General features: G+C 65.7%; 17 protein-coding genes. 6 read left to right on the forward strand and 11 right to left on the reverse strand.

What is annotated here, in order from left to right; genetic code table 11:
- Positions 1–104 precede the first annotated feature (104 nt).
- The gene (locus ACNFIA_RS26575) at positions 105–983 is read right to left on the reverse strand and encodes a DMT family transporter (protein ID WP_416789970.1); all 879 of its coding nucleotides are present in this window, start codon (positions 981–983) and stop codon (positions 105–107) included.
- A gap of 265 nt (positions 984–1248) precedes the next feature.
- Between ACNFIA_RS26575 and erdR the strand changes: the two genes are divergently transcribed.
- Together erdR and ACNFIA_RS26585 are read left to right on the forward strand one after the other, a co-directional pair.
- The gene (gene erdR / locus ACNFIA_RS26580; RefSeq protein WP_259756534.1) at positions 1249–1899 is read left to right on the forward strand and encodes a response regulator transcription factor ErdR; all 651 of its coding nucleotides are present in this window, start codon (positions 1249–1251) and stop codon (positions 1897–1899) included.
- 107 nt (positions 1900–2006) lie between these two features.
- Complete coding sequence (locus ACNFIA_RS26585) at positions 2007–2378, forward strand: diacylglycerol kinase (protein WP_024765290.1); 372 nt, start codon at positions 2007–2009, stop codon at positions 2376–2378.
- A gap of 191 nt (positions 2379–2569) precedes the next feature.
- Here the strand turns inward: ACNFIA_RS26585 and ACNFIA_RS26590 are convergent, their stop codons facing one another.
- A complete protein-coding gene (locus ACNFIA_RS26590) occupies positions 2570–3496 on the reverse strand; it encodes a LysR family transcriptional regulator (RefSeq protein WP_259756533.1) in 927 nt (308 codons plus the stop codon).
- 219 nt (positions 3497–3715) lie between these two features.
- Between ACNFIA_RS26590 and fpr the strand changes: the two genes are divergently transcribed.
- Positions 3716–4492, forward strand: a complete 777-nt coding sequence (gene fpr / locus ACNFIA_RS26595) for a ferredoxin-NADP reductase (RefSeq protein WP_259756532.1) — start codon at positions 3716–3718, stop codon at positions 4490–4492.
- A 275-nt stretch (positions 4493–4767) separates the two neighbouring features.
- On the opposite strand, the gene ACNFIA_RS26600 is transcribed toward fpr, so the two are convergent.
- Entirely contained in the window at positions 4768–5181 is a 414-nt protein-coding gene (locus ACNFIA_RS26600) for a VOC family protein (RefSeq protein ID WP_416789971.1), read from the reverse strand.
- Positions 5182–5241: 60 nt separating this feature from the next.
- Between ACNFIA_RS26600 and ACNFIA_RS26605 the strand changes: the two genes are divergently transcribed.
- On the forward strand, positions 5242–5544 hold the full coding sequence (locus ACNFIA_RS26605) for a putative quinol monooxygenase (protein ID WP_416789973.1): 303 nt from the start codon (positions 5242–5244) through the stop codon (positions 5542–5544).
- 8 nt (positions 5545–5552) lie between these two features.
- Here ACNFIA_RS26605 and tsaA read toward each other — a convergent pair whose 3' ends face one another.
- Positions 5553–6251 carry a tRNA (N6-threonylcarbamoyladenosine(37)-N6)-methyltransferase TrmO gene (gene tsaA, locus ACNFIA_RS26610; RefSeq protein ID WP_416789975.1) on the reverse strand — a complete coding sequence of 233 codons (699 nt, stop codon included), beginning with the start codon at positions 6249–6251 and terminating at the stop codon, positions 5553–5555.
- Positions 6252–6441: 190 nt separating this feature from the next.
- Positions 6442–7215, reverse strand: a complete 774-nt coding sequence (locus ACNFIA_RS26615) for an SDR family oxidoreductase (RefSeq protein ID WP_416789977.1) — start codon at positions 7213–7215, stop codon at positions 6442–6444.
- Between the two features lie 173 nt (positions 7216–7388).
- Between ACNFIA_RS26615 and ACNFIA_RS26620 the strand changes: the two genes are divergently transcribed.
- Entirely contained in the window at positions 7389–8966 is a 1578-nt protein-coding gene (locus tag ACNFIA_RS26620; protein ID WP_416789979.1) for an ArnT family glycosyltransferase, read from the forward strand.
- Here ACNFIA_RS26620 and ACNFIA_RS26625 read toward each other — a convergent pair.
- From ACNFIA_RS26625 to rimO, 3 genes are read right to left on the reverse strand one after another with little or no spacing between them, the layout of a single operon-like run.
- Positions 8914–9282, reverse strand: a complete 369-nt coding sequence (locus ACNFIA_RS26625; RefSeq protein WP_416789981.1) for a DUF2784 domain-containing protein — start codon at positions 9280–9282, stop codon at positions 8914–8916. The genes ACNFIA_RS26620 and ACNFIA_RS26625 overlap by 53 nt on opposite strands.
- A gap of 7 nt (positions 9283–9289) precedes the next feature.
- Positions 9290–9751, reverse strand: coding sequence for a DUF1456 family protein (locus tag ACNFIA_RS26630; protein WP_416789983.1), 462 nt, complete (start codon positions 9749–9751; stop codon positions 9290–9292).
- A gap of 52 nt (positions 9752–9803) precedes the next feature.
- Positions 9804–11126, reverse strand: coding sequence for a 30S ribosomal protein S12 methylthiotransferase RimO (rimO, locus tag ACNFIA_RS26635; protein WP_259756525.1), 1323 nt, complete (start codon positions 11124–11126; stop codon positions 9804–9806).
- A gap of 244 nt (positions 11127–11370) precedes the next feature.
- On the opposite strand from rimO, the gene ACNFIA_RS26640 reads away from it, so the two are divergent.
- Positions 11371–13275 carry a potassium transporter Kup gene (locus ACNFIA_RS26640; protein ID WP_259756524.1) on the forward strand — a complete coding sequence of 635 codons (1905 nt, stop codon included), beginning with the start codon at positions 11371–11373 and terminating at the stop codon, positions 13273–13275.
- A 258-nt stretch (positions 13276–13533) separates the two neighbouring features.
- Here the strand turns inward: ACNFIA_RS26640 and ACNFIA_RS26645 are convergent, their stop codons facing one another.
- From ACNFIA_RS26645 to ccoN, 3 genes are all read right to left on the reverse strand, one after another.
- A complete protein-coding gene (locus ACNFIA_RS26645) occupies positions 13534–13800 on the reverse strand; it encodes a DUF2790 domain-containing protein (protein WP_259756523.1) in 267 nt (88 codons plus the stop codon).
- A gap of 254 nt (positions 13801–14054) precedes the next feature.
- Complete coding sequence (locus tag ACNFIA_RS26650) at positions 14055–14285, reverse strand: cbb3-type cytochrome c oxidase subunit 3 (protein ID WP_416789984.1); 231 nt, start codon at positions 14283–14285, stop codon at positions 14055–14057.
- 1 nt (position 14286) lies between these two features.
- The gene (gene ccoN / locus ACNFIA_RS26655; RefSeq protein WP_416789986.1) at positions 14287–15714 is read right to left on the reverse strand and encodes a cytochrome-c oxidase, cbb3-type subunit I; all 1428 of its coding nucleotides are present in this window, start codon (positions 15712–15714) and stop codon (positions 14287–14289) included.
- Positions 15715–15786: the final 72 nt, after the last annotated feature.

The raw sequence follows: 15786 nt of genomic DNA on the forward strand, positions 1-15786 counted from the left end.
GCTCCTACAGGAGTGGCGTTGGGCGGAATGTCGTCGCTAGCCGGGAAGGCTTTTCGTAGGAGCGAGCTTGCTCGCGAAGCGCATCGCTCCGAACCCGAAGGCGATCAGGTCGCTTCAACCCTCTTCGGCCACAGCTGCGCCACCAGCATGCCGGCGAGCATCAGTGCGCAGCCGGCGTAGCCACGCAGGTGCAGGGTTTCGTCGAGGAACAGCGCGCCCGCGATGGCGGCGAACACGGCCTCCAGCGAGAGGATGATCGCCGCGTGGGAAGCGATGGCGTGCTTCTGCGCGATGACCTGCAGGGTGAAACCGGTGGCGACGCCGAACAGGCCTCCGTAGATCAGGGCTGGGCCGGCCTGGATGATGGCGTCCAGGTGGATCTCCTCGAACACCAGCGCCAGGATCATGCTCACCACCGCGCAGGTGGCGAACTGCAGGAAGGCCAGGCGGATCGGGTCGTAGCGGCTGGCGAACAGGCCCACCAGCAACACGTGGCCGCCCCAGACGAAGGCGCCGGTCAGCTGCAGCCAGTCACCGGAGGCGACGTGGAAGTCCGGGCCGATGCTCAGCATCGCCATGCCGATGACGGCCAGCGCCGCGCCCAGCCAGGTGCCCATGCCGGCGCGATGGCCGATCAGCAGGCCGAGCAGCGGCACGATGATCACGTACAGGCCGGTGATGAAGCCGGAGTTGGTCACGCTGGTGAACATCAGGCCGACCTGCTGCAGGTTGATCCCCACGGTCAGCGCGGTACCGATGGCCAGGCCGGCGAACAGCAGGCCGCGGTTGAACGGCTGGGCGCCACGCTTGCTCGACCAGGCCAGCAGTGGCAGCAGCGCCACGGCGCCGAGGGTGAAGCGCAGGCCGGTATAGAGGAAGGGACCGATGGCATCCATCCCGAGGCGCTGCGCGACGAAGGACACCCCCCAGATCATGGCGGTGAACAACATTAGGATATCGGCGCGCAGCGCTTGGCTTTTCATCGTGTTCTCGTAACAGGCAGGAAAAAAAGCGGAACTCTGCCGTAACGCCCGGCCTTTGGAAAGGGGCGCGGGTTCCTGGCGGGCACAGTGGCAGGGGCTTCCAGGCCATGCTGCCTGTACTGGGGAGGACGCATTCGCGGCGGACACCGGCGCTGGTCTTTGCGTACAATGCGGCAAGCAGTGCTCTATCCGTGCTCCGACCTTTCCTGCGCAAGCCCGGCTGTTATCCACGGCGGGACATTGGCGCGGCCTTCAAGGAAAATTCATGGCTTCCTACGAGATCCTGATCGCTGACGATCACCCGCTGTTCCGCAGTGCTCTGCACCAGGCCCTGAGCATCGGCCTGGGCCCCGAGGCGCGACTGTCCGAGGCGGCGAGTATCGCGGAGCTGGAGGTGCGGCTGAACGAGAAGGCCGACTGGGACCTGGTGCTGCTGGACCTGAACATGCCCGGCGCCTACGGCTTCTCCGGCCTGGTGCTGCTGCGCGGGCAGTACCCGCAGATTCCGGTGGTGATGGTCTCGGCCCAGGAAGAGGCCGCCGTGGTACAGCGCTCCCGCGAGTTCGGCGCCAGCGGTTTCATTCCCAAGTCCAGCGACCTGGGCACCCTGCAGCAGGCCGTGCGCGCGGTGCTCGACGGTGATGTGTGGTGGCCGCCGCAGGTGGATGCCGTGACCGAGATGAGCGAGGAAGTCCGCGCGGCCAGCGCCGGCCTGGCCAGCCTGACGCCGCAGCAGTTCCGCGTGCTGACCATGGTCTGCGAGGGCCTGTTGAACAAGCAGATCGCCTTCGAGCTGAGCGTCTCCGAAGCCACGGTGAAGGCGCATGTCACGGCGATCTTCCGCAAGCTGAACGTGCGCACCCGCACCCAGGCGGCGTTGTTGCTGGCGCAGATGGAGTCGGTGCCGGGGGCCTGAGGCTTTCACGTTTCGGCGCTGGGGCCGTCACATTCTGTAATGGCCTTGACCCCTTTTTGACGATCGCTGGTATAGAGTGCCGCGACCTTTGCCTGTGAGAACCGCACGTGTCCGCTTCCCCCTTCAAGGGCCAGACCGGCCTGAAACGCATCTTCAATGCCGCCGGCTATTCCCTGGCCGGCTTCGCCGCCGCCTTCAAGGGTGAGGCCGCCTTCCGCCAGCTGGTGCTGATCAACGTCATCCTCATCCCGCTGTCGTTCTTCTGCGACGTGACCCGTGGCGAGCGCGCGCTGATGATCGCCGTGTGCCTGCTGGCGCTGATCGTCGAGCTGCTCAACTCCGCCATCGAGGCGGTGGTGGACCGGGTCTCCCTGGAGCGCCACCCGCTGTCGAAGAACGCCAAGGACATGGGCAGCGCCGCCCAGTTCGTGGCGCTGACCATCATCACCGTGACCTGGGCAGGCATTCTGCTGGGTTAGTCCTCGTAGGAGCGAGCTTGCTCGCGAACCTGCAAGGCTCGGTGCTTATTCCGTTCGCGAGCAAGCTCGCTCCTACAGGTGGCATGAAACTCCTGTAGGAGCGGACTTCGTCCGCGATGATCCTCGTCGCCGGGCGGATCGCGGACGAAGTCCGCTCCTACGAAAAGCGCAGAGCGCAGGGCGAGCGCCCATCAGGGAATCATCGGCAGGACGATATCGTCACTGCGCGTCACCCCGGCGGTTTCGCTGCGGCACAGTTCGAGGAACTCGCGCATGGTCGCGGTCTGGTACTTCTGCCGGTGCCAGATGAAATAGAACTGCCGGCGCAGGTCCAGCTCCGGAGTTTCCACCGGCACCAGGCTGCCGCGGCGGAACGCATCGCGTAGCGCCAGGCGCGAGATGCAGCCGATCCCCAGCCCCGACTCCACGGCGCGCTTGATCGCCTCGGTGTGCTCCAGCTCCAGCCGCACATTCAGCGGCTCCACGTGGTGGCGCATGGCCTGGTCGAAGGTCAGCCGGGTGCCCGAGCCCTGTTCGCGCAGGATCCACGCTTCTTCCGTCAGCTGTTCCAGGCTCGCGCGCCCCTCGCTGGCCAGTGGGTGCTGCGGCGCGCAAAACACTACCAGCTCGTCCTCCATCCACGGCTGCACCTCGATGTCCGGGTGCTGGCAATCGCCTTCGATCAGGCCCAGGTCCAGTTCGTAATGCGCCACGCGTTGCACCACATGGGCGGTGTTGTGCACGTGCAGGCGCACCCGGCAGTCGGGCTGGCGCTGCATGAAGGTGCCGATCAGCAGCGTGGCCAGGTAGTTGCCGATGGTCAGGGTGGCGCCCAGGTCCAGCGAGCCGAAGGCGCTCTTGCCGTTGAGCATGTTCTCGATTTCGCTGCCACGGTCGAGCAGGGCCACCGCCTGGGGCAGCAGTTGGCGACCGAGGGCGTTGAGGGTCAGGCGCTTGCCGGAACGGTCGAACAGCTTGCAATCGAACTGCCGCTCCAGCTCGCCCAGCGCGGTGCTGGTGGCCGACTGCGACATGGACAGCGCCTCGGCGGCGCGGGAGACGCTTTCCTGCTGGGCGACGGCAACGAAGACTTCGAGCTGGCGCAGGGTGAACTTCATCGGGGGCTCCAGCAGACGTTGCGCGACATTTCGTCACCCCGGTGTAGGAAGCACCTGACGGTATCCTTTGGCGGCGACGTGACGGCCTTATCTGCGTTTTGGATTAGCAATATCCAGATAATTTATTTTGCGGATATTGTCGCCGCCTATAAAATGTCGCGCAATTGCGCTACGTCCGGGATCTGCTGGGGTGCGCCACGTTTCTCCTAGGAGTCCTTGATGAGCAACCTGTACACCGAGCGCGTTCTCAGCGTGCACCACTGGAACGACACCCTGTTCAGCTTCAAGACCACCCGCAACCCGGGTCTGCGCTTCAAGACCGGTCAGTTCGTGATGATCGGCCTGGAAGTCAACGGTCGTCCGCTGATGCGCGCTTACAGCATCGCCAGCCCGAACTACGAAGAGCACCTGGAGTTCTTCAGCATCAAGGTCCCGGATGGTCCGCTGACCTCGCGTCTGCAGCACCTGAAGGAAGGCGACGAGCTGATGGTCAGCCGCAAGCCCACCGGCACCCTGGTGCTGGATGACCTCAAGCCCGGCAAGCACCTGTACCTGCTGAGCACCGGCACCGGCATGGCGCCGTTCCTGTCGGTCATCCAGGATCCGGAAGTCTACGAGAAGTTCGACAAGGTCATCCTGGTCCACGGCGTGCGCTGGGTCAGCGAGCTGGCCTACGCGGACTTCATCACCAAGGTTCTGCCGGAGCATGAGTACTTCGGCGACATGGTGAAAGAGAAGCTGATCTACTACCCGCTGGTCACCCGTGAAGAGTTCCGCAACATGGGCCGCCAGACCGACCTGATGCGCAGCGGCAAGCTGTTCGCCGACATCGGCCTGCCGCCGATGAATCCGCAGGACGACCGCGCGATGATCTGCGGCAGCCCGAGCATGCTCGACGAGACCAGCGAAGTGCTGAACGGCTTCGGCCTGACCATCTCGCCGCGCATGGGCGAGCCGGGCGATTACCTGATCGAGCGCGCTTTCGTAGAAAAGTAAGCCGAGAAGTAAGAAGCGCACGACGCTTCAGTCGAAAGAACGCCGCGATTCCTCGGGAGCGCGGCGTTTTTTTATACGCGGATTTTATGAAGCACGAGCCCCTCACCCTAACCCTGGCTGCGCGCCCGCTGCTGAGGGAGAGGGGACGGTTCGGTGCGAGTTGAACCCATGAGCGCCAACCGATACGACCTGCTTTTCGTAGGAGCGAGCTTGCTCGCGAACCTGCCAGGCACGGAGCGTTGCCGTTCGCGAGCAAGCTCGCTCCTACAGGGGCGTCACGCCAGGCGTTGGCCGGACACTGCCGGGTGATACAGCGGCTGCACCTTGTTCCCCGCCGGGTCGAGCAGGTGGAAGCTGCGCGCGCCGTCGCCATGGTCGAAGGGGCGATCCAGCAGGGTCACGCCGCGCGCCTTGAAGTACTGATACCAGGCTTCCAGTTCCTCCACGCTGTCGACGATGAAGCCGTAGTGGTCCATGGTCTGCAGGCCGTTGGCCGCACCGGCGCCGCGGCCCAGGGAGAGGTTGTCGTTGCTGCAGGTGAGGTAGACCAGGTCCTCGTTGGCTCGGTTGAGCACCTGCATGCCGAGCACGTCGACGTAGAAGCGCTCGCATTCCTCGAGGTTCGGCACCAGCAGGGCGAGGTGGCGCAAGCCGTTGAGGCGGCCGGGGCGGGCAGGGAGATCGGACATGGACGCGGTTCCTTTTTTGTATACAATTTGTTTTCAAATTTAAAACAAAAGGAACGCCCTGTGTACAGTCTGTTCATCAGGACCCGCGTAAAGCCCGGCAGCGCCGACGACTTTCTCCACGCCATCAAGGCCAACGCCGCCGCTTCGGTTTCCAGCGAGCCCGGCTGCCTGGTCTTCGATGTATCCCAGGATCGCCTCGATCCGGACGTGATCTACCTCTACGAGATCTATCGCGATGACGCGGCCTACGAGGCGCATACGCAAACCGCGCATTTCCGCGATAGCCGGCCGCTGGTGGAGCCGCTGATCGTCGAGCAGACGTGCTTCGAGAGCGATGTGATCGCCCTCAATCCGGTGGATTGACGCGGTGTTCAGTCGGCGGCGCGTTGCAGGTCCAGGACTCGGATCTCGCCGTCGTCGGGGTAGTGCCAGTGCACGTCCAGGTCCCACAGGCGCACGCCGTAGCGGCGTTCGGGCGGCGGCTTCTGGTAGGCCGGGCGCGGGTCCTGGGCGAGGCATTGCTCGATCAGCTCGCGCACCGGCTGGCCGAGGCGCAGGCCATGCTCATGGGCCTGGCGCAGGGTCTCGTCGCTCCAGTGCACGGCGATGGGCGCGGGGGGCGCGTCGGCGATGGCGTTGCGGGCGTCGGCAACGATGTCGGCGTAGGGCACGTAGGGTTTGATGTCGATCACCGGCGTGCCGTCCAGCAGGTCGATGCCGGACAGCCACAGGCGGCCGGGTTCGACCTTCTCCAGCTTCACCACCGATTGGCCAAGACCATTGGGCCGGTGGGTGGCGCGGGTGGCGAACACGCCCATGGACTGGTTGCCGCCCAGGCGCGGCGGGCGCACCTTCAGCCTCGGCTTGTCTTCCAGCGCCTGGTGGAAGAGGAAGATCAGCCAGACATGGCTGACCTGCTCCAGGCCCGCCACCGCATCGCCGCTGTCGAACGGCGGCAGCAATTCCAGCACGCCGGTCGCGGCCGGGGCCAGTTGCGGCTGGCGCGGGATGGCGAACTTCTCCTTGAAGCAGGAGCGGACGTGGCCGATCGGCGAGATGCTGTAGGACATGGCGGCACGGGCTGTTGCAGGGGCCGCCATGGTACCCGATTCGAAGCTTTTCAGAAGTTGCTCAAAACCTTGCGAGCTAGAGCAGAGCAAGGCGAAAGCAGGCGATGAAGCGCAGTTTACATGTCGTAAATGAGCATTCAGCGCCTGCTTTCAACGCCGCTATGCCGACGCGCAGCAGGTTTTGCCAAGGTCAGCCGAGGTGGAAGCCGCCGTCGATGGGAATGATGTTGCCGGTCATGTAGGCGCCGGCGGTGCTCGCCAGGCTGATCGCCAGGGCGGACATCTCTTCCTCGCGCCCCCAGCGGCGCATGGGGATCACGGCGGTGTCCTCGGCCATGGCCTGCTCGTCGTTGGCGATGTGGCGGGTCATCTTGCTGGGGAAGCGGCCGGGGGCGATGACGTTGACGTTGATATGGTCGCTCACCAGTTCACGGGCGAGCATACGCGACAGCTGGTGCAGCGCGGCCTTGCTCGGGCCGTAGGCGTAGGCGTTCTCGCCGTGGGAAGTGACCCCGGCCACCGAGCCGATATTGATCACCCGCGCCGGGTTCTGCGCGCTCCCGGCTTTCTTCAGCAGCGGCAGCAGTTGCTGGATGCAACTGAACACGGCGGTGACATTGAGCTGCATGACCTTCTCCCAGCCCGAGGCCGGATAGCTGTCCAGCGGCGCGCCCCAGGTGGTGCCGGCGTTGTTCACCAGGATGTCGAGGTGGTCCAGGCGCTCGTTCAGCTCGGCGGCCAGGGCGCGGGCGCCTTCCTCGGTGGCGAGGTTCGCTGGCAGGCCGATGCAGTGGCCGTATTGCGACAGCTCGGCGGCGGTGCCGGCGCAGGCGGCGCCGTCACGGGCGCAGATGATCACGTCGGCGCCGGCTTCGAGCAGGCCCTGGGCGATCATCCGGCCGATGCCACGGGTGCCGCCGGTGACCAGCGCGGTGCGTCCGGCGAGGGAGAAGTACGGGTGCATGGGGCTCTCCTGAGTGGGGGGTGGCCTCACCCTAGCGGGATCGCCGGGGCGCTCCGAGCACTATCCAAACGGCAAATGCCGGCGCATTACGCCGTGGCTGCATTTTCTTAACCGGCGCATAACCTTCGCTGCCCTAGTGTCCCGCGCACGTTCGAGAGGCCGGGGGCCGGGTGATGCAAGGTTGGAGTAAGGAGCGCAAGTCGCTGGCGCTGTTGCTGGGCGCCACGCTGGTCATGCTGGTCGCCGGTTTGTGGGCGCGTGAGGTGTGGGGGCCGGAGGTGCGCTGGGCGGATATCGCCCTGCAGATGCTGCAGTCGGGCGATTACTTCGACCCGTACCTGCGCGGCGCGCCGTATTACGACAAGCCCTTGCTGTCCTATTGGCTGATCACCGCGCCGGCCAGCCTGTTCGGTCTCAATCACTGGACGCTGCGTGCCAGCAGTGTGCTGGCGGGGCTGGGCAGCGTCTGGCTGACCTGGTGGCTGGGCGAGCGCCTGCTGCGCAAGGGTACCGGGCTGCTGGCCGGCTGGCTGCTGGCGACCACCTTCTACTTCCTGTTCTGGGCGCGGGTGGCGACGGCGGACATGCTCACGGTGTTCGGCGTGCTGGCGGCGCTGGCCTGGTACTGGCGTGACCCGGAAGACACGCGCTTCTCCGGCTACCTGGGCTTTTTCCTGATCCTCTCGCTGACCTCGCTGTGCAAGGGGCTGATCGGCTTCATCCTGCCCGGGCTGGTGTTGCTGCCACACCTGTTCAGCGAGGGGCGCTGGCGCCGGCACCTGAACCTGCGCCTGGTGGCAGGGCTGGTGGTGGCTGGCGCCGTGTACGCGATTCCCTTCGTGTTGTCGCACCTGTATGGCCAGCCCAGCTATGGCGAGAGTGGGCTGGCGCTGGTGTTCCGCGAGAACGTGGTGCGCTTCTTCCAGCCCTTCGACCACGAGGGGCCGATCTACACCTACCTGCTGTACCTGCCCGCGTACACGCTGCCCTGGGCGCCGTTGTGGATGCTTGGTCTGTGGTTCGCCGCGCGCCGCTGGCAGCACCTGGCGCCCAACGCGCGCTGGTTGGTCTGGGCGCTGCTGTTGCTGTTCGTGTTCTTCACCGCCAGCGGCAGCCGGCGCAGCTACTACGTGTTGCCGCTGGTGCCCTTCGCCCAGTTGCTGGGGGCCTGGTGGGTGGTGGAGTCGCGGCGGGAGCGCGGCCTGGCGGGGTTGGGACGCGTCTGGCCGCGCCTGGTAGGAGCGGGTGCGGTGGCGATGCTGCTGGTGCTGGGCGTGGCGTACCCGTGGAGCAACGGCGGCGGCGGGATTCCAGTCTTTGCCAGGGACGTGCGCGCCGCGGCGGAACAGACCGCGCCCTGGTCGCAATGGCGAGTGCTGGTCCTCGGCGATGACGATGCGCGGCTGCCGATGTACCTGGAGCAGCGTGGCCAGCCCCAGGCGCACCCGTTCTTCTATGTCCACTCCGGTTACCCACAGGGCGACAGCGCCGCGTTGTTCGCCTGGCTGCGTCAGCGCACTGGCGAGGAGTGGAACCCGGCGCGCACGCTGATCATTTCCCAGGTGACCCACGAAGGGACGAAGCCGCTGAACTGGCTGCTGGCCGATCACCGGCTGATCGAATCGACGCTCAACAATGGCCAGCGCCTGGGCCATGCGAAGAACAAGGAGGCCAGCCTGGCCTATCTGCCGCTCACTGTCAGCGCGAGCGCAGCGCCCGGCGCAGCAGGAGCAGGTACGGCGGCACGGTGACTGCGACCACCACCGCGCCAAGGACGACCTGGGTCGCCTCGGTCAGGCCGGCGGGATAGATCAGCGGGATCAGGTAGTGCTCGATGAACCCGCCCGGATAGCCCTGGCCGCCGGCCAGGGCGCGGAAGTGGTTTTCCAGTGGGGTGAGCGGGCAGTAGAGGTGGAGGAATTCCACCGCCATGCCCCAGGCCGCCGCTGGCACGTGCAGCCAGGCCAGGCGCGGCCAGCGCAGCGCCAGCAGGCCGCCGAGCAGCACGAAGAGGATGAACCCCAGGTGCAGCAGCACCACGGCGTCGGCGGCGAGGCGGTAGAGCACGGCAGCCTCAGCGCTGCTGGCGCTGGGTCAGGCCCTTGAGGAAATTGCGCAGCAACTGGTCGCCGCAGGGGCGGTAGTTGCTGTGACCGGGCTTGCGGAACAGCGCGCCCAGCTCGCCCTTGGTGACGATGAAGCCGACGCTGTCGAGGATCGCCAGGATGTCGTCGTCGCGCAGCTCGAAGGCCACGCGCAGCTTCTTCAGGGTGATGTTGTTGGTCAGCGGCAGCTCCACCGGCGGCAGCGGGCGCGATTCGTCGCGGCCACGGCGATGCACGATCAGGCCGTCGAGGAAATGTGCCAGCACGCGGTCGCTGCATGGCTTGAAGTCCGGCTCGTCGTCGCGGGCGAGGAAGGCGCCGACGTCCTCGGTGCTGAGGTTGAAGCCGGCCAGCGCGGCGATCTCGGCCACCTGCGCATCGCGGATGTCCAGCAGGTAGCGCAGGCTGCGCAGTACGTCGTTGTTGGTCATGTGCATCCCGATAGCAGAAATGAAAAGCCCCGCATCGGCGGGGCTTTGCGGATCAGACCAGTTCGGCCCAGAGGTCGTACTCGTCGGCGTCGGTGATGCGCACGCGCACCTTGTCGCCCGGCTTCACATCGAAGGTGTCGATGTACACCGCGCCGTCGATTTCCGGGGCGTCGGCGAAGGAGCGGCCGACCGCGCCTTCATCGTCCACTTCGTCGATCAGCACATCGATTTCCTTGCCGATCTTCAGTTGCAGGCGCGCGGCGGAGATCGCCTGCTGGTGCGCCATGAAGCGCTCCCAACGGTCCTGCTTGACGTCATCGGGCACCACGTCCAGGCCCAGATCGTTGGCCGGCGCGCCTTCCACCGGGGAGTACTGGAAGCAGCCGACGCGGTCGAGCTGGGCTTCGGTCAGCCAGTCCAGCAGGTACTGGAAGTCTTCCTCGGTCTCGCCGGGGAAGCCGACGATGAAGGTGGAACGGATGGTCAGCTCGGGGCAGATCTCGCGCCACTTCTTGATGCGCGCCAGGGTCTTGTCCTCGAACGCGGGGCGCTTCATGGACTTGAGCACTTTCGGGCTGGCGTGCTGGAAGGGGATGTCCAGGTAGGGCAGCAGCTTGCCCTCGGCCATCAGCGGGATCACGTCGTCGACGTTGGGGTACGGGTACACGTAGTGCAGGCGCACCCACACGCCCATGGAGGAGAGCGCCTGGCACAGCTCCAGCATGCGGGTCTTCACCGGCTGGCCGTCCCAGAAGTCCATCTTGTACTTCAGGTCCACGCCGTAGGCGCTGGTGTCCTGGGAGATGACCAGCAGCTCCTTGACGCCGGCCTTGACCAGGCGCTGGGCTTCGCTGAGCACGTCGCCCACCGGGCGGCTGACCAGCTTGCCGCGCATGGACGGGATGATGCAGAAGCTGCAGCTATGGTTGCAGCCTTCGGAAATCTTCAGGTAGGCGTAGTGGCGCGGGGTCAGCTTGATGCCCTGCGGCGGCACCAGGTCGATCAGGGGGTTGTGCTCGGCCTTGGGCGGGATCACCTCGTGGACGGCGTTGACCACCTGCTCGTACTGCTGCGGGCCGGTCACGGCCAGCACGCTGGGGTGCACGTCACGGATGCTGTCTTCGGCGACGCCCATGCAGCCGGTGACGATCACCTTGCCGTTCTCGGCGATGGCTTCGCCGATGGCGTCCAGGGACTCGGCCTTGGCGCTGTCGATGAAGCCGCAGGTGTTCACCACCACCACGTCTGCGTCCTGGTAGGTGGGGACGATTTCGTACCCTTCCATGCGCAGCTGGGTGAGGATTCGTTCGGAGTCGACAGTCGCTTTCGGACATCCGAGCGATACGAATCCTACTTTGGGTGTGGCGGTGGACATGTGCGGCTAACCTCGAAGGGCGCGCTGGCGGCGCCTCTGATCAAAAAGTGCGCAATTCTAGCGGCGTCCCGCGCACTTGACCAGCCTCTCTGGGACAAGCTGTCGCACGCCGCCTGACAGCCCGGTTTGCCCGGTAATTGTGGGCAACAGGCTCTATAGTCATTCAGAACCTTCGTACTCGGCTCTTGCATCGACGAAAGGGTCGGAGCAGGATGCGCCGAATTTTTTTGAGGAATCTTGTTACATGTCCGATGCAAGCGCCGGCACCGTTGAGCATGAGCAGCCCCATTCCAGCTCCGCGATCGGCCTGATGGTCGGCGCCGTGGGCGTCTGCTACGGCGATATCGGCACCAGCCCGCTGTATACCCTCAAGGAAGTCTTCATCGGCGGTTATGGCGTCCAGGCCAACCACGATGGCGTGCTGGGGGTGCTGTCGCTGATCTTCTGGTCGCTGATCTGGGTCGTGTCGATCAAGTACGTGATCTTCGTGCTGCGCGCCGACAACCAGGGCGAGGGCGGGGTGATGGCGCTGTCCGCGCTGGCCCGCCGCGCCGCCACCGGCAAGCACCGCTTGCAGGCGATGGTGGTGGTCGCCGGCCTGATCGGCGCGGCGCTGTTCTATGGCGACAGCATGATCACCCCGGCGATCTCGGTGCTCTCGGCCATCGAGGGCCTGGAGATCGCCTTCGACGGCCTGGAGCACTGGGTGGTGCCGCTTTCGCTGATCGTGCTGGTCGGCCTGTTCCTCATCCAGAAGCACGGCACGGCGCGCATCGGCATTCTCTTCGGGCCGGTGATGGTGGCGTGGTTCGTGGCGCTGGCGGCGCTCGGCGCCTACGGCGTGTCGCGTGAGCCGGAAGTGCTGAAGGCGATGAACCCGGCTTGGGCGGTGAATTTCTTCATTTCGCACCCGGGCATCGGCGTGGCCATCCTCGGCGCCACCGTGCTGGCGCTGACCGGCGCCGAAGCGCTGTACGCCGACATGGGCCACTTCGGCCGCAAGCCCATCGCCCGCGCCTGGTTCGCCCTCGTCCTGCCGGCGCTGGTGCTGAACTACTTCGGCCAGGGCGCGACCATCCTGGTCAACCCGGAGGCCGCGCGTAACCCGTTCTACCTGACCGCGCCGGGCTGGGCGCTGGTGCCGATGGTGGCGCTGTCCACCGCGGCCACGGTGATTGCCTCCCAGGCGGTGATTTCCGGCGCGTTCTCGCTGACCCGCCAGGCCATCCAGCTCGGCTTCGTGCCGCGCATGGTGATCCAGCATACCTCCAGCCACGAGCAGGGGCAGATCTACATCGGCATGGTGAACTGGGCGCTGATGGTGGGCGTGGTGCTGCTGGTACTGGGCTTCGAGTCCTCCGCTGCCCTGGCGTCGGCCTACGGCGTGGCGGTGACCGGCACCATGCTGATGACCACCCTGCTGATGGGCGTGGTGATCTGGCTGCTGTGGAAGTGGCCGCTGTGGCTGGCGATCCCGTTCTTCCTGATGATGCTGTTCGTCGACACGCTGTTCTTCGCCGCCAACCTGCCCAAGGTGGTCCAGGGTGGTGCCTTCCCGGTGGTCGCCGGTATCGGCCTGTTCATCCTGATGACGACCTGGAAGCGCGGCCGCCAACTGCTGGTGGACCGCCTCGACGAGGGCTCGCTGCCGCTGCCGCTGTTCATCTCCAGCATCCGTTCGCAGCCGCCGCATCGCGTGCAGGGCACCGCCGTGTTCCTCACCGCGCGCACCGACGCCGTGCCCCATGCGCTGTTGCACAACCTGCTGCACAACCAGGTGCTGCATGAGCAGGTCGTGCTGCTCACCGTGGTCAACGAAGACAGCCCGCGCGTGCCGCCGGACCGCCGCTTCGAGGTGGATGCCTACGGCGAGGGCTTCTTCCGCGTGGTGCTGCACTTCGGCTTCATGGAGGACCCGGACATCCCGCAGGCGCTCAAGCTGTGCCACCTCAACGAGCTGGACTTCAGCCCGATGCGCACCACTTACTTCCTCAGCCGCGAGACGGTCATCCCGTCCAAGCTGATCGGCATGGCGCGCTGGCGCGAGGCGCTGTTCGCCTTCCTGCTGAAGAACGCCAACGGCAACCTGCGGTACTTCAATCTGCCGCTGAACCGGGTAATCGAGCTGGGGACGCAGGTGGAAATCTGAGTTTTCGCTGCATGAAAGAACGCGCCAGGTGGCGCGTTTTTTCATTGTGGGTGCAGTCCCGTGCGGGTGGCTCTTCGTAGGAGCGAGCTTGCTCGCGAGCGGATTTCCCGGCAGCAGCAGAGCCAGGCATGTTCGCGAGCAAGCTCGCTCCTACAGGGGGAAGATTTTTCAGACGGGGATATCAGGATCGCCCCCCGACCGCCACCACAGGCTCGCGGGGTTTGGCCAAGACGGCCGGAGGACGATGCGCGGTGAGGCTCAGCCCTGGCTGGTGCTGCCGCCCCATTCGAGGAAGCGGACCTTGTGGGTCTCGCCCTGGTGATCCTGGTAGACCATGTATGCCGGCACGATGCCGACCTTGCCGGAGTTGTCGGTGCGGTGCAGGACCTTGTCGACGTCCAGGGACATGCCGTAGTGGTATTCGGTGACCGGCAGATCGGCGCCGGGGTTCTTGATTGCGTCCTGGGCAAAAGCCATCGGGGCGAGGCTGGAGATGACAGCCGACACGACAGAGGCAAGCTTCATTCTGTATTTCCTCGGTGAAGGGCCTGCGGCCCTTGAATGGGTTTGAAAGCCCCACCGGGGAGCACTGGCATCGATGATGTCTGTCCTGGGGTCCAGACAGGACAGGGGACGATGCGTCAGGCGTCCATCAGGTGGCGGGGCACGGGAGTGATATTCCTCCTCGCGGCTCCCGCCGGGAAATTGATGTGCTTGCTAATGAAAATTGATGGAGGTGATGCGGCGCTCTGTCGCAGGTGTCTCCGCCAGGGGCCGCGCTAGGGCTGCCAGTCGCGCCAGTGCCGGCAGTCGCCCCGGCAGCGGCCGGGGCAGGCGCAGCCGGTGCGGCTGCGGCCCGTGGCCTTCTCCATGCGCCGGGCGACCTCCTCGTCGTCGGCGAAGGGCAGCATGCTGGCCTCCTCGATACCGCGCCCGCGGTGCGCGCGCAGGCTCCAGCCGACGCCGAGGTACAGCGCCAGCAGGCCACCCAGTTCCATCCAGGGCGTCATCTCAGGCCATCCGCTCGGCAACGCGCATGGCCTCCGGGCGCGCCTGTCGCACGGTCATCCAGGTGTTCCAGGCCATCAGCAGCATGCCGCCGAGGAACATCAGGCCGCCGCTCATGCGCACCACGAAGCCGGGGTGGCTGGCGGCCAGCGCTTCGACGAAGGAGTAGGTCAGCGTGCCGTCGGCATTGACCGCCCGCCACATCAGGCCCTGGGTGATGCCGTTGACCCACATCGAGGCGATGTACAGCACGGTGCCGATGGTGGCCAGCCAGAAGTGCGCGTTGATCAGCCCGATGCTGTGCATCTGCTCGCGACCGAAGACCTTGGGGATCAGGTGGTAGAGCGAGCCGATGGAGATCATCGCTACCCAGCCCAGGGCGCCGGCATGCACGTGGCCGATGGTCCAGTCGGTGTAGTGGGAGAGGGCGTTGACGGTCTTGATCGCCATCATCGGACCTTCGAAGGTGGACATGCCGTAGAACGCCAGGGAGACCACCAGGAAGCGCAGGATCGGATCGGTGCGCAACTTATGCCAGGCGCCGGAGAGCGTCATCATGCCGTTGATCATCCCGCCCCAGCTGGGTGCCAGGAGGATCAGCGACATCACCATGCCCAGGCTCTGCGCCCAGTCGGGCAGCGCGGTGTAATGCAGGTGGTGCGGGCCGGCCCAGATGTACAGGGTGATCAGCGCCCAGAAGTGCACGATGGACAGTCGGTAGGAGTACACCGGGCGCCCGGCCTGCTTGGGCACGAAGTAATACATCATCCCGAGGAAGCCGGTGGTGAGGAAGAAGCCCACCGCGTTATGGCCATACCACCACTGCACCATGGCGTCGGTGGCGCCGGCGTACACCGGGTAGGACTTGAACCAGTCCACCGGAATGGCCAGGTGGTTGACGATGTGCAGCATCGCGGTGACCAGGATGAAGGCGGCGAAGAACCAGTTGCCCACATAGATGTGCGAGGTATTGCGCTTCATCAGCGTGCCGAAGAACACCACGGCATAGGCGACCCAGACGATGGCCATCCACACCGCGCCGGTGAATTCGATCTCGGCGTATTCCTTGGTGGTGGTGTAGCCCAGCGGCAGGCTGATCAGCATCACCACGATCAGCGCCTGCCAGCCCCAGAAGGTGAAGGCCGCCAGGCTGTCGGAGAACAGCCGCGTCTGGCAGGTGCGCTGCACCGTGTAGTAGCTGGTGGCGAACAGTGCGCAGCCGCCGAAGGCAAAGATCACCAGGCTGGTGTGCAGCGGGCGCAGGCGCCCGAAACTGGTCCATGGCAGGTCCAGGTTCAGTTGCGGCCAGACCAGCTGGGAGGCGATCAGCACCCCCATGGCCATGCCGACGACGCCCCAGACCACCGTCATGATGGCGAACTGGCGAACCACCTTGTAGTTGTACGCCTGCTCCGTGCTTTTCGTGTTCATGCTGGATTCCCGCTTGTGACAGAACGTCCGGGCGCGCCAGGGACTTCACGTCCGGCGCGCTCCGGTGAGCGG

The organism is Pseudomonas sp. NY15437 (assembly GCF_048068435.1).
Taxonomy (GTDB): Bacteria; Pseudomonadota; Gammaproteobacteria; order Pseudomonadales; family Pseudomonadaceae; genus Pseudomonas; species Pseudomonas nitroreducens_B.